This window comes from Streptococcus sp. W151 (assembly GCF_053010205.1).
Window position 1 is genome coordinate 69,671 of the sequence record NZ_JBRKNT010000007.1, and the last position, 13,731, is coordinate 83,401.

The following is a 13,731-nucleotide window of genomic DNA, read 5'->3' on the forward strand; positions in this document are numbered from 1 at the left end:
TATAACAAAATTTAGTCTAAATGAGGTGTATTTATGGTTGATGATTGTATTTTTTGTAAGATTATAGCTGGCGACATCCCTTCATCCAAAGTCTATGAGGACGAGGAGGTCCTCGCATTTTTGGACATCTCTCAGGTTACTCCTGGTCATACGTTAGTCGTTCCAAAAAATCACGCTCGCAACCTCTTAGAGATGGACGAAACTGCCACAGCGCAACTATTTGCACGTGTCTCTAAAGTTGCTAAAAAAGTAGAAGCCGCTACCCAAGCCAAGGGAATGAATATCATCAGTAACATGGAAGAAGTTTCTGGACAAACTGTTTTTCACACCCATGTCCACATTATCCCTCGCTATTCCGCTCAAGATGAACTAGCCATTTCATTTACTGAACACGAACCTAATTTTGAACAATTAGCAGTTCTCGCAGAAACCATCAAAAACAGCTAAGAGGAGACCATATGAAACTCAAAAATCTCTTTTTGTTTGCAACAGGAGCTAGCATTAGCTACCACCTGGTTAAAAACCGCAAAGAAATCAAAACTGAGGTGACTGAATCCAGCCAATTGGTTAAGGGCATTCAAGATAACCTAGCAAAAATCCAACGTAATCTGGATATTATCCAAGACCAAAAGACCAATCTTCAAGAATTGGTGACGGATTTCCAATACAAGACCAAACTGTTTCGTCAACAAGCAACTGCGTCTCTAAAAGAAATTCAAGACATCTGGCAACCAAGTAAAAACGATTGAGAAAACTCAATCGTTTTTTTCTTATTCCGACGGCGCAGCTGGCGCGACACTGCTCGACTCTGTAGCTGCAGGGGCAACTGGTGTTACTGGTGCGACAGAACTTTGAGGTGTCACCACTCCCGTATCCTGAGTCGATGGTGCAACTGGCAGTTGGTTAAACTCTTGGTAAACAGGTGCTTCCTCAGATGATGCCACTGGCGTATCATTTTGAGAAGAAGCATTCTTCAAATCTTCATCTCCATCCAATAGATAAGCATTGGTTTTCAGTGTTTTAATTTCTTTCTTGCCTAAAGCTTTGCGGATGATATTTTGAATTTTTAAGATATGTTTTGAAGTGACAATCTGGTAGCTACCACCATCTGCTAAGGTTGCATCTTCTCCTTTCAACTGGTACTGATGAATCGTTGAAAGGGCGTCTTTATAGCCGAGCAATTGAAGAAGGCTGTTGCTGTCAAGTGAAATGTTGGTTTGCATATTGTCACTAACAGACTCAATGATTCCTTTATAATGACTCAAACTATTGAGGCTTAATACTTTCTCAACAATCTTTTTGATCACTTCACGTTGGCGTTTTTGGCGTCCATAGTCTCCTTCTGGGTCCTGATAACGCATTCGTGAATAAACGAGGGCTTGATCCCCATTAATCTCCTGACGTCCTGGTGCAATCTTAGCCGTATATTCTGGCTCATTTTCCTCGATCGAGATATCAAAGTCAAATGGATTGTTGACCGTAATGCCACCAACCTTATCCACTAATTGAACCAATCCCTTCATATTGATCATGACATAACGGTCAATATGGATATTCAAGAGATCCTGAATGGTCTTAATGGCTAACTTGGCACCACCTTGAGCATAGGCCGAATTCAATTTTGCTTGGACTGTTTCGCCATCTGAAGTAATATTGGTTAAAATATCTCTTTCCAAGCTAGTCATGGTTGTTTCTTTGGTTTGAGGATTAACAGTCACCAAGATCATGGTATCACTATTTCCGGCCCAAGGATCTTCCCGAGAACCACTACCTGTATCAACCCCCATCAAAAGAATGGTCATCGGCTTGTTTTCTGCGATGACATTGGTCTCATTCCCAAAACCCTTATAGGTCTTACTGAGGGTCCCTGTTGTTTGATTAAGGATGGTGAGACCATAGGCCCCGATCCCAATCACTGTTACCGTCAATAAGCTCAAAAACATCAAAATAATTTTTTTAACCATGTAGACTCTCTCTCTAATCTATCAGTTTGCCCATAAGGTAAACATCTAAGAATTCTCCTTCAGCTGAACAAGCTCCACGAGCTTGGCAACCTTCAATCTCAAAACCTAACTTTTTATACAGGTGAACCGCTCGTTCATTGCGCACTTGGACATTCAAGACTAGTTTCCTAAGAACACCGGTCGAGTGCGCCCACTCGATCCCTTCTTCCAACAAGATCTGTCCAATTCCTTGATTCCAATAAGCTTTTCGAACCACAATAAAGACATCACCAATATGCTGAACAGACCGTTGAGAAGCCGCAGTGATATTTAACAAAGCTGCCAGTTCCTGATCTAGAAATAGCAAGAGACAAATCCGGTTATCCGCCATCTCTTGCACCATCAGAAATTGCTCCATGTCTGCTGGAGACATGCCTATCCCAGCTTCATCTAGCGTCATGTAATCTGACTCTTTCCCAACTTGATTTAAGAAATCAACGACAAGAGCCGCGTCTGCACTTTCAGCTTGCCGAATTTCTAGTGTCACTTCCTTTTCCTTAGTCATCCGTTTTTTTCACCTGCTCAAAGGAAGCTAGTAAAGCTTCTGCACGCGCTCCATGAGCTTCAAAAGCTAACTCTCGCCCACCTTCTAATTTTCGGATAAAAATTTTAAGATAAGCATCCGAGATACTCGGCTCAATCAACTCTCCCCATTCAATAATGGTAACACCATCTCCAAATAGAAAATCATCTAAATCAATCGAATCTGGATCATTCCCAATCCGGTAAACATCCAAATGGTATAAAGGCAAGCGACCTTCGTATTCACGAACAATGGTATAGGTCGGGCTTTTAATCATCTGATCAATCCCTAACCCCTTTGCAATCCCTTTGGTGAAGGTTGTTTTTCCTGCCCCTAGATCACCTGATAAGATGATCACATCTTGCTTTTCTAAGAGTTTTCCTAGCTGTTTTCCTAGAGCAATCAGCTCCGTTTCATTGTGACTAATCATTTCTCTATTATACCAAACTTTTTTAAAATCTGCTCTTTCTTTTAGAAATTGTTCGACTCAGGTTTGCTTTTTAGATAGATAGTCAAACTATTTTAAAGTAAAATAAGTTAAGTGATTCTGCAAAAAAATAAATTTGAGTTCCAATTTTTAAATCGATTTAAGAAAATACTGAAACTTTCCGCTGTGAGAAAAGTGCCTGAAACAATAACGTTTCAGGCACTCGGAATTATTGAGACCTTAGGCTCAATAATTAGTCATGGAACTTCAAAGAAGTTCGCTGACGTCCGTACTCACCTAAGGAATGTTTTTGGTATAACTTTGTCTTCAATCTGAAAGGAATGGGAAACCACTCCCATTCCTTTTTAAATATTTCCCTGATAACTAATTCAAGGCCATGCTCACGTAGTTTAAGATAAAGAGAACATCTAGGATCCAAATCATGCTATGCACTTCTTTGGCTTGTCCTTTAACCACTTTCACCAAGCTATAGGTGATAAATCCAGCAGCGATCCCTTGAGTAATTGAGTAGCTGAAGCCCATAAAGATAGAAGTGAAGAAGGCAGGAACGGCTTCTGACATATCTTCCCAATGGATATTTTTCAAACCACTCAACATCATGATCCCAACAACAATCAAAATTGGGGCTGTAGCAGCGGTCGGTACAATCGCTAGCAAGGGACTAAAGAGACTTGAAATAGCAAAACAGATCGCTACAACCAAGGCTGTCAGACCAGTTCGTCCACCCGCTCCAATACCGGCTGCAGATTCAACATAGGTCGTTACATTCGATGTCCCTGCAATAGCTCCAACTGAAGTCGCTACGAGGTCTGAATAGAGGGCTTTATCTAATTTCACTGATTGATGGTTTTCCCCATTCGTCGCAACAATCCCAACTTTTTCACCCGTACCGATCAAAGTTCCAATTGTATCAAAAATATCGGTCAAGGAGAAGGCTAAGATTGCCATGAAGGTTTCAGGCAAACGAGACGTATTGGAAATCAACGAACCCAATCCTTTCGATCCTAAAGCTTGACCAAAGATCGTGCCTAAATCATTAAAGGCAGCTCCTAGATGGTTACTTGCAAAGTCGATTTTGCTGATATCAACAACATGGATTAGAATTCCAAGAACCGTCGTCACTAAGATGGAAAGGATAATCCCTCCCTTAATCCCTTTGACAACAAAGAAAATGGTAATCGCAAGACCAACAAGAGCCAAGAGGACGGCTGGATTGTTAAAATCAACCAAACCAGGAACAGCAGATGCATTGGCTGAGATCGTTGCATTCGCCTTATCTGCTCCTTCTCCGACCACTGTATAGGTATGAGGGTCAATCGTAAATTTCAAAAATCCTGCATTCTTAATCCCAACATAGGCCAAGAAAATCCCAATCCCCGCTGAAATAGCAGAGCGTAGGGCTGTCGGAATCGATTCGATGATCATCTTCCGAACATTTGTCAATGTGATGATCAATGAAATCACACCACAAATGAAGACCATTCCCAAAGCTTCCTGCCATGAGTAGCCCATACCAAATACAACGGTAAAGGTAAAGAAGGCATTCAAGCCCATTCCTGGTGCTTGTGCATACGGTAAATTGGCATAAAAAGCCATCATCAAGGTTCCGACCACAGATCCAATAATCGTTGCAAGGAAGACCCCTTGAGCTGGCATACCTGTTTGTGACAACATTTGCGGATTTACGAAGAGGATATAACTCATCGCAAAAAAGGTTGTCAGACCAGCAAGAACCTCTGTCCGAACAGTGGTTCCATGTTCTGAAAGTTTAAAAAACTTATCCATTTCAGAATAAACTCCTTTTTCATCATTCTCGCTCCCAATCAATTTGCGAACGTTATATCTATTCTACCAAAAGATCTTTCGCCTTTCAAGAAATCCCGCTTCTCTTCTCGATTTTTGAGCGCTTTTCCGATTTTTCTGATATAATGGTCTCATTCTTCTCGAAAGGAACTGAAATATGCATAAAAAGATGATCGCTCTAGATCTAGACGGAACCCTCTTAAATTCCGAAAGCAAATTGAGCGACTTTACGATTGATACCATTAAAAAAATTAGCGCTCTTGGCCATAAAATCATTATTACAACAGGACGTCCCTACCGTATGGCCCATACCTATTACAAACAACTAGAGCTTGATACTCCGATGATCAATTTCAATGGCTCCCTCACCCATCTGCCTGAGAAAAAATGGGCAGATGAACAATGTTTAACCTTAGATAAAAAATACCTCCTAGATATGGTCGCTAACCGGGATACCATCCAAGCGGACTTTATAGCTGGCGAATACCGCAATCAATTCTTTATTACCGATCCAAATGAGCAAGTCGCAGACCCTAAATTATTCGGTATTGAGGCTTTCCAACCAGAAAATCAATTTAATCCAGAACGGGTAACTAGTGACCCAAACTGTATCCTTTTTCAAACGAAAGCGGAAGACAAATATGCTTTGGCAGATGAAATGAATCGGCATTATAACTACAATCTGTCTATTAATACCTGGGGTGGTCCTTTAAATATTCTGGAATGCAATCCCAAAAATGTAACCAAAGCATCCGCTCTGACCTACCTTCTAGATAAACTCAATATGGATCAGAAAGATTTGATTGCTTTTGGAGATGAGCACAATGATACTGAGATGCTAGCTCTTGCTGGTCATGGTTATGCTATGAAAAACGCGAGCTCTATCCTAATTCCTTATGCAGATTCCGTCACAGATTTTACCAATAATGAAGATGGTGTCGCGCGCCAATTAATTCAATTATTCTTATAACAGGAACAGACATGAGTTACGCCCTCATGTCTTTTTGTCCCCTAAATCCTTAATCGGTTAATCAATACCCCCCTTTTTTTCCATTTTTTTTATTGTTCAACAGATAAGTTTGTGATATTATTAACATAGTTATTAAAGAAGCGCTTTCAAAAAATCTAAATCGCTTCTCGTTCACTTAAGGAGGAACAAAATGAAAGCTGTTGTTGTAAATCCAGAAGGTACTGGTGTTGAAATCGTTGCAAACAAAGACATGCGTCCACTTGAAAAAGGGGAAGCTCTTGTTCAAATCGAATACTGTGGTGTCTGCCACACTGACTTGCACGTCGCTCACGGAGACTTCGGTAAAGTGCCAGGCCGTGTTCTTGGACACGAAGGAATCGGAATTGTGAAAGAAGTCGCTCCAGATGTCAAGAGCCTAAAAGTTGGAGATCGTGTCAGTGTCGCATGGTTTTTCGAAGGATGTGGAACTTGTGAATACTGTACAACCGGTCGCGAAACCCTTTGCCGTACTGTAAAAAATGCTGGTTATTCTGTTGACGGAGGAATGGCTGAGCAATGTATCGTTACTGCAGATTACGCAGTGAAAGTACCTGAAGGATTAGATCCAGCCCAAGCTTCTTCTATCACTTGTGCAGGTGTTACAACTTACAAAGCCATCAAAGAAGCCAAAGCAGAACCAGGACAATGGATCGTTATCTACGGAGCTGGTGGCTTGGGTAACTTGGCTGTTCAATATGCCAAGAAAGTCTTCAACGCTCATGTCATCGCTGTTGATATCAACAATGACAAACTGGAATTGGCGAAAGAAGTTGGTGCAGACTTTGTCATCAACGGTCGCGAAGTCGAAGATGTCCCAGGATTGATCAAAGAAATAACAAATGGCGGAGCTCACTCTGCTGTTGTAACAGCTGTTTCTAAAGTAGCTTTCAACCAAGCAGTAGATTCTGTTCGTGCAGGTGGCCGCGTTGTCGCAGTTGGTCTTCCTTCTGAAATGATGGACCTCAGCATTGTGAAAACTGTATTAGATGGTATCCAAGTCATTGGTTCTCTTGTAGGAACTCGTAAAGACTTGGAAGAAGCCTTCCAATTTGGTGCAGAAGGCTTGGTAGTCCCTGTCGTCCAAAAACGTCCAGTAGAAGATGCTGTTAAAGTCTTTGACGAAATGGAAGCTGGAACCATTCAAGGACGTATGGTACTTGACTTCACAAACTAAATAACTGAACCTACAGGACTAGCCCAACTGGGCTGGTCTTTTTTTAGTACTCTCAATAGATCCATCAACCAGTTTGTTATATTTTTATTTTACTTGTTTGATTCCTGACTGATTTTCCACAATTTCATAACTAACCTTCGCTTACAAACTATAGCATATATAGCGCTGTTTTCATGGAATCATTTAGCGATAAACCAGTAGGAACAGGTGCTCTATAGGGATAAATTAATATAACAAATATCCTCTTTTACCTGTAAATTTTGATAGAAAAATTGACTTAAGTGTGAAAACGATTTATAATAAAGTAGCTTAAAGTTTTCTTAAACTGAAAGTCAAACAAATTTTATAAGGAGGAATGTCAATAATGAGTATTGGTATCATTATTGCTAGCCACGGTGAATTTGCAGCTGGAATCCACCAATCCGGCTCGATGATCTTTGGGGATCAAGAGAAAGTTCAAGTGGTTACGTTCATGCCAAGCGAAGGCCCGGATGATCTCTATGCTAAATTCAATGCGGCTGTTGCTGCATTTGATGCAGAAGATGAAGTCTTGGTTTTGGCTGACCTTTGGAGTGGTTCTCCATTTAACCAGGCGAGTCGCGTCATGGGAGAAAATCCAGATCGTAAATTTGCGATCATCACAGGATTGAACCTTCCGATGTTGATTCAAGCTTATACAGAGCGTTTGATGGACGCAAATGCCGGCGTTGATAAAGTCGCTGCAAACATCATCAAGGAAGCAAAAGACGGTGTCAAAGCTCTTCCAGAAGATTTGAATCCTGTCGAAGAAGCTAGTACAGCCGCTGATGCTCCTGTGGCCCAAGCTGCTATTCCAGAAGGAACGGTTATCGGAGATGGAAAACTCAAGATTAATCTTGCCCGCTTAGACACACGTCTGCTTCATGGACAAGTCGCAACTGCTTGGACACCCGATTCAAAAGCCGATCGGATCATTGTTGCTTCAGATTCTGTTGCCAAAGATGAACTCCGTAAGGAATTGATCAAACAAGCGGCACCAAATGGTGTGAAAGCAAACGTTGTCCCAATTCAAAAATTGATCGACGTTGCAAAAGATCCACGTTTTGGAAATACCCATGCTTTGATCTTATTTGAAACACCTCAAGATGCTCTTCGCGCCATCGAAGGTGGTGTTCCGATTAAAACCTTGAACGTTGGTTCAATGGCCCACTCAACTGGTAAAACCATGGTTAACAATGTGTTATCAATGGATAAAGAGGATGTGGCTACATTTGAAAAAATGCGTGATCTTGGAGTAGAATTTGACGTCCGTAAAGTGCCAAATGACTCTAAGAAAGATTTGTTTGACTTAATTAACAAAGCCAACGTTCAATAATCGATTACTTACGAAAGGATTTTAAACATGTCTATTATTTCTATGGTATTAGTGGTCGTTGTTGCCTTCTTAGCAGGTCTTGAAGGTATCCTTGACCAATTCCAATTCCACCAACCACTTGTTGCTTGTACCTTAATCGGTTTGGTAACCGGTAACCTGACTGCTGGCGTTATGCTTGGTGGTTCACTTCAATTTATTGCACTTGGCTGGGCAAACATTGGTGCCGCAGTTGCACCCGATGCTGCTCTTGCAGCTGTCGCTGCTGCCATCATCATGGTACTTGGGGGAGACTTCAGTGCAAAAGGAATCGCTGTCGCTCAAGGTGTCGCTATTCCACTTGCAGTTGCTGGTCTTTTCTTGACCATGATCGTCCGTACCCTTTCCGTTGGTTTGGTCCACACTGCCGATGCTGCTGCTAAAAAAGGTGATATCAAAGGTGTAGAACGCGCTCACTTTGTGGCCCTTCTTCTTCAAGGTCTTCGTATCGCTATTCCTGCAGCCCTCTTGTTGATGATTCCTGCTGAAACTGTCAAAACTGCTCTTGAAGCAATGCCAAAATGGCTCGCTGATGGAATGCAAATCGGTGGTGGTATGGTTGTAGCCGTTGGTTATGCCATGGTTATCAACATGATGGCTAGCCGTGAAGTATGGCCATTCTTTGCCATCGGTTTTGCTCTTGCAGCTGTTAGCCAATTGACCTTGATCGCTCTTGGAGCAATTGGTGTTGCCCTTGCCTTGATCTACCTTACTCTTTCTAAGAAAGGTGGCAATGGAGGTGGCGGAGCCGCTACTTCTAACGATCCAATCGGCGACATTCTCGAAGACTATTAAGAAAGGTGTGACACTATCATGACTGAAAAATTACAATTATCTAAATCAGATCGTCAAAAAGTTTGGTGGCGTTCAACCTTCTTGCAAGGTTCTTGGAACTATGAACGGATGCAAAACTTGGGTTGGGCTTACTCATTGATCCCAGCTATCAAAAAACTCTACACGAAGAAAGAAGACCAAGCGGCTGCTCTTGAGCGTCACATGGAATTCTTTAACACTCACCCATACGTTGCCGCTCCTATCATCGGGGTAACCCTTGCTCTTGAAGAAGAAAGAGCAAACGGTGCTGCTATTGACGATGCTGCCATCCAAGGGGTTAAAATTGGGATGATGGGTCCTTTGGCAGGTATCGGAGATCCAGTCTTCTGGTTTACAGTACGTCCTATCCTTGGTGCCCTTGGTGCATCACTTGCTGCGTCTGGTAATATCCTTGGTCCAATCATCTTCTTTATCGCATGGAATGCGATTCGTATGGCCTTCTTGTGGTACACGCAAGAACTTGGTTACAAAGCAGGTTCCGAAATTACCAAAGATATGTCTGGTGGGATCTTGCAAGACATCACTAAAGGGGCTTCTATCCTTGGGATGTTTATCCTCGCTGTCTTGGTAGAACGTTGGGTTTCTATTAAATTCGTCTTCAATGTTTCTTCTGTAAAATTAGACGATAAAGCTTATATCCACTGGGATAAACTTCCTGAAGGTTTCAAAGGAATTCAAGAAGCCTTCGCTCAAGTTGGTTCAGGCCTATCTCAAACACCTGAAAAAGTTACAACTTTCCAACAAAACTTGGATTCATTGATTCCTGGTTTGATGGGATTACTTCTTACTTTTGCTTGTATGTGGTTGTTGAAGAAAAAAGTATCTCCAATCACCATCATCATCGCCCTCTTTGTAATCGGTGTATTAGCACACGTTGCTGGCTTGATGTAAGCAAAGATAAACTAAAAAGAAGGTTTCGGCCTTCTTTTTATTATGATATAATGGAATGAACAGCAATACAGGAGGATCTCATGGCCCAATCATTGAATAAAACCGTTGAATTCCATACTACAGGAGTTTCTTACCTGGGAGTGGGGGGAAAGGTTGGAAAAATCCTAGTCGGGAATGCCGCTTTTGAATTTTATGCGGATGCAAATGTAGAAGACTACATCCAAATTCCCTGGCAAGAAATCGAACAAATCGGAGCCAATGTATCCGGACGTAAAATTAGCCGCCATTTTGAAATCTATACCAGAGAATCAAAATTTCTCTTTGCTTCAAAAGACTCTGGAAAAATTTTAAAGATTGCTCGAGAACATCTAGGAAATGATAAAATTGTCAAGCTTCCTACGTTGATCCAAACCATCACGGCTAAAATTAAAAATCTATTTGCAAAATAGAATCTTTTCTTGTATAATAGACGCAAACGGATAAGTAAGTTAAGAGGCTCTTTCAGAAAGTCTGCGGTTGCTGTGAGCAGATAGAAACCTTAATTGAAATTCTACCGTTTAGTTAAAATACAATATTGAATCAAGTGCACACCTGTGAAGTTGGATGGAACCGTGGCTCTGCCACTCCAACACTTTGTCAGGTGTGCTTTTTCATATAAAGGAGTTCTTATGTTAGATATCAAACGAATTCGTACAGACTTTGATGCGGTTGCTAAAAAATTAGCAACTCGTGGAGTAGACGCAGCTATTTTGAATGAAATGAAAGAAATCGATGCCAAACGTCGAGACATCTTAGTCAAAGTAGAAAATCTCAAAGCAGAGCGCAACACGGTATCTGCTGAAATCGCCCAAGCAAAACGCAACAAGGAAAATGCTGATGATAAGATCGCAGCTATGCAAACCCTCTCTGCTGAAGTCAAAGCCCTGGATACAGAATTGGCTGAAATCGATGCGAAATTAACTGAATTCACCACTACTCTTCCAAACATCCCTGCTGACAGTGTCCCTGTTGGAGCAGATGAGGATGACAACGTTGAGGTTCGCCGTTGGGGAACACCTCGCGAATTTGGCTTTGAACCAAAAGCTCACTGGGATTTAGGAGAAGACCTTGATATCCTTGACTGGGAACGCGGTGCTAAAGTCACTGGTGCTCGTTTCCTCTTCTACAAAGGACTTGGAGCTCGCTTAGAACGCGCTATCTACAACTTCATGTTGGACGAACATGGCAAGGAAGGCTACACTGAAGTCATCCCTCCTTACATGGTTAACCATGATTCTATGTTTGGTACTGGACAGTATCCAAAATTCAAGGAAGATACTTTTGAACTTAGCGATACTAATTATGTCCTCATTCCAACTGCTGAAGTTCCTTTGACGAACTACTACCGCGATGAAATTCTTGATGGGAAAGATCTTCCAATCTACTTCACTGCTATGAGTCCATCTTTCCGTTCAGAAGCTGGTTCTGCTGGTCGCGATACTCGTGGTTTGATCCGGTTGCACCAATTCCATAAGGTTGAAATGGTGAAATTTGCTAAGCCAGAAGAATCATACGATGAATTGGAAAAAATGGTTGTTAATGCTGAAAATATCCTTCAAAAACTGAACCTTCCATACCGAGTGGTAGCTCTCTCAACTGGAGACATGGGCTTCTCAGCTGCCAAGACTTATGACTTGGAAGTATGGATCCCAGCGCAAAACACCTACCGTGAAATCTCAAGCTGTTCCAATACAGAAGATTTCCAAGCTCGCCGTGCGCAAATCCGCTACCGTGATGAAGCAGATGGCAAGGTAAAACTCCTTCACACTTTAAACGGTTCTGGGTTGGCTGTTGGACGTACCGTTGCTGCTATTCTTGAAAACTATCAAAACGAAGATGGTTCTGTGACTATTCCAGAAGTCCTCCGTCCATACATGGGTGGAGCTGAAGTCATCGCACCAAAATAAAGTTTAAAAAAACTGAGTCTTGCAAATTGCAAGCTCAGTTTTTTAATATTTACGAAAACGTTGGTAGCGTTGCTCTAAAAGATCCTCCAGAGATAAGGCTTGTAAAACCTTTAACTCTTCCTGTAATTCCTTCTTCACTTGAGCCAGTAGTTCACCATTTGAAAATCCATGCTCTGGAATCACCTTATCAACAATGTCCATATTTAACAACTCGTGAGAAGTAATCTTCATCAACTCTGCTGCTTCCATGGCACGGCTTCCATCTTTCCAAAGAATAGAGGCAAAACCTTCTGGACTCAAGACTGCATAGATGGAGTTTTCTAGCATCCAGACCTTATCTGCTACAGACAGAGCCAAGGCACCACCAGAGCCACCTTCTCCGATGATAATCGCGATAATTGGAACTTTTAAATCACTCATTTCCATGAGGTTGCGGGCAATGGCTTCACCTTGTCCTCGTTCCTCGGCACCAACACCAGGATAAGCACCCGCTGTATTGATAAAGGTCACAACTGGACGGTCAAACTTCTCCGCTTGCTTCATGAGGCGCAAAGCTTTTCGATAACCTTCTGGATGGGGTTGCCCAAAATTACGCTTTAGGTTATCCTGAAGATTTTTCCCTTTTTGGATCCCGACGACTGTAACGGTTTGATCACCTAAGCGTCCAATCCCACCAATCACTGCACCATCATCACGGAAGTTTCGATCTCCATGTAATTCGATGAAATCATCAAAGATTCCTTGAGCAAAATCAAGCGCAGTCAATCTTCCTTGATCACGTGCCTCTTTTATAATCTGTGTTATTTTACTCATGTTCACCTCCATGAAGGGCCAATAATTGTCCTACTGTTGCTCGGATTTGGCTTCTCTCCACGATCAAGTCAACAAATCCATGTTCTTGTAGAAATTCTGCTTTTTGGAAATCATCTGGTAATTGTTCCCGTACAGTAGACTCGATCACGCGCCGACCGGCAAACCCAACCAAGGCTTGACTCTCTGCCATGATAATATCACCTTCCATAGCAAATGAAGCCGTCACCCCACCGGTTGTTGGATCTGTCAATACCGTCAAATAAAATAGTTTTTCTTTAGAATGACGTTGAACAGCCGCAGAAATTTTTGCCATTTGCATCAAACTCACGATACCTTCTTGCATCCGAGCGCCACCGGAAGCGGTAAAGAGAACAACTGGCAATTTTTCTTTTGTCGCAAATTCAAATAAACGAGTAATTTTTTCGCCTACTACAGAACCCATTGAAGCCATGATAAAGTTGGAATCCATGATCCCAAGAGCAACTTTTTGCCCTTTAATCAAGGCAGTTCCAGTCAGCACAGCTTCATCCAGCCCTGTCATTTCCCGCACTGCTGCTAGTTTCTTCTTATAATTAGGAAAATTCAAAGGGTCTGTTGTTTCGATTCCTGTAAACATTTCTTCAAAGCTAGCCGGATCCACTGTCAGCGCCAAGCGTTCTTTAGCAGAAATACGGAAGGTATAGCCACAATTCGGGCATACCCGTTCACTACCTAAATCTTTTTGGTAAATGGTATGTTTACAACCTGGGCATTGTGAAAATAGTTCATCAGGTACTTCAGGTTTTGTCTGAGGTTCCTTCCAGGCTGACCTATTCGGATTGATCCGAATATATTTATCTTTTTTAGAAAATAATGCCATTACTTACTCCTTATAATATGCTACAGCATCTATAGCAT

At 41.9% G+C, this 13,731-nt stretch carries 15 protein-coding genes; 9 read left to right on the forward strand and 6 right to left on the reverse strand.

The window, feature by feature from the left end:
• Nucleotides 1–33: 33 nt before the first annotated feature.
• Together ACVC7Q_RS09345 and ACVC7Q_RS09350 are read left to right on the forward strand one after the other, a co-directional pair.
• Nucleotides 34–447: an HIT family protein gene (locus tag ACVC7Q_RS09345; RefSeq protein WP_447265653.1), complete on the forward strand. Its 414-nt coding sequence runs from the start codon at nt 34–36 to the stop codon at nt 445–447.
• An 11-nt stretch (nt 448–458) separates the two neighbouring features.
• The gene (locus ACVC7Q_RS09350; RefSeq protein ID WP_447265654.1) at nt 459–749 is read left to right on the forward strand and encodes a hypothetical protein; all 291 of its coding nucleotides are present in this window, start codon (nt 459–461) and stop codon (nt 747–749) included.
• Between the two features lie 21 nt (nt 750–770).
• Here ACVC7Q_RS09350 and lytR read toward each other — a convergent pair whose 3' ends face one another.
• The 4 genes from lytR to ACVC7Q_RS09370 form a co-directional block, all read right to left on the reverse strand.
• Complete coding sequence (gene lytR, locus ACVC7Q_RS09355; RefSeq protein ID WP_049515148.1) at nt 771–1,964, reverse strand: glycopolymer--peptidoglycan transferase LytR; 1,194 nt, start codon at nt 1,962–1,964, stop codon at nt 771–773.
• Between the two features lie 13 nt (nt 1,965–1,977).
• Nucleotides 1,978–2,508: an N-acetyltransferase family protein gene (locus ACVC7Q_RS09360; protein ID WP_447265655.1), complete on the reverse strand. Its 531-nt coding sequence runs from the start codon at nt 2,506–2,508 to the stop codon at nt 1,978–1,980.
• A complete protein-coding gene (gene tsaE / locus ACVC7Q_RS09365) occupies nt 2,501–2,956 on the reverse strand; it encodes a tRNA (adenosine(37)-N6)-threonylcarbamoyltransferase complex ATPase subunit type 1 TsaE (protein ID WP_447265656.1) in 456 nt (151 codons plus the stop codon). Before tsaE ends, ACVC7Q_RS09360 begins: the two co-directional genes overlap by 8 nt.
• Before the next feature lie 381 nt (nt 2,957–3,337).
• Nucleotides 3,338–4,759, reverse strand: coding sequence for an NCS2 family permease (locus ACVC7Q_RS09370; RefSeq protein ID WP_447265657.1), 1,422 nt, complete (start codon nt 4,757–4,759; stop codon nt 3,338–3,340).
• Between the two features lie 175 nt (nt 4,760–4,934).
• Here ACVC7Q_RS09370 and ACVC7Q_RS09375 point away from each other — a divergent pair, with 175 nt between their 5' ends.
• The 7 genes from ACVC7Q_RS09375 to serS all read left to right on the forward strand — a co-directional run bounded on the left by ACVC7Q_RS09375 (nt 4,935) and on the right by serS (nt 12,021).
• Nucleotides 4,935–5,747, forward strand: coding sequence for a Cof-type HAD-IIB family hydrolase (locus ACVC7Q_RS09375; RefSeq protein ID WP_447265658.1), 813 nt, complete (start codon nt 4,935–4,937; stop codon nt 5,745–5,747).
• Between the two features lie 190 nt (nt 5,748–5,937).
• Nucleotides 5,938–6,960 carry an alcohol dehydrogenase AdhP gene (gene adhP, locus ACVC7Q_RS09380; RefSeq protein ID WP_447265659.1) on the forward strand — a complete coding sequence of 341 codons (1,023 nt, stop codon included), beginning with the start codon at nt 5,938–5,940 and terminating at the stop codon, nt 6,958–6,960.
• Nucleotides 6,961–7,324: 364 nt separating this feature from the next.
• Complete coding sequence (locus tag ACVC7Q_RS09385) at nt 7,325–8,314, forward strand: PTS sugar transporter subunit IIB (protein WP_447265660.1); 990 nt, start codon at nt 7,325–7,327, stop codon at nt 8,312–8,314.
• Between the two features lie 27 nt (nt 8,315–8,341).
• Nucleotides 8,342–9,145 (forward strand): PTS mannose/fructose/sorbose transporter subunit IIC, encoded by an 804-nt coding sequence (locus ACVC7Q_RS09390; protein ID WP_447265661.1) that lies wholly within the window; start codon nt 8,342–8,344, stop codon nt 9,143–9,145.
• Between the two features lie 18 nt (nt 9,146–9,163).
• On the forward strand, nt 9,164–10,075 hold the full coding sequence (locus tag ACVC7Q_RS09395; RefSeq protein WP_447265662.1) for a PTS system mannose/fructose/sorbose family transporter subunit IID: 912 nt from the start codon (nt 9,164–9,166) through the stop codon (nt 10,073–10,075).
• A gap of 80 nt (nt 10,076–10,155) precedes the next feature.
• A complete protein-coding gene (locus ACVC7Q_RS09400) occupies nt 10,156–10,524 on the forward strand; it encodes a DUF956 family protein (protein WP_003010437.1) in 369 nt (122 codons plus the stop codon).
• 219 nt (nt 10,525–10,743) lie between these two features.
• Nucleotides 10,744–12,021: a serine--tRNA ligase gene (serS, locus tag ACVC7Q_RS09405; protein WP_003018473.1), complete on the forward strand. Its 1,278-nt coding sequence runs from the start codon at nt 10,744–10,746 to the stop codon at nt 12,019–12,021.
• 42 nt (nt 12,022–12,063) lie between these two features.
• Here the strand turns inward: serS and ACVC7Q_RS09410 are convergent, their stop codons facing one another.
• Nucleotides 12,064–12,834, reverse strand: a complete 771-nt coding sequence (locus tag ACVC7Q_RS09410) for an acetyl-CoA carboxylase carboxyl transferase subunit alpha (protein ID WP_447265663.1) — start codon at nt 12,832–12,834, stop codon at nt 12,064–12,066.
• Nucleotides 12,827–13,693, reverse strand: coding sequence for an acetyl-CoA carboxylase, carboxyltransferase subunit beta (gene accD, locus ACVC7Q_RS09415; protein WP_447265664.1), 867 nt, complete (start codon nt 13,691–13,693; stop codon nt 12,827–12,829). The genes ACVC7Q_RS09410 and accD overlap by 8 nt, the downstream gene beginning before the upstream one ends.
• Nucleotides 13,694–13,731 lie beyond the last annotated feature (38 nt).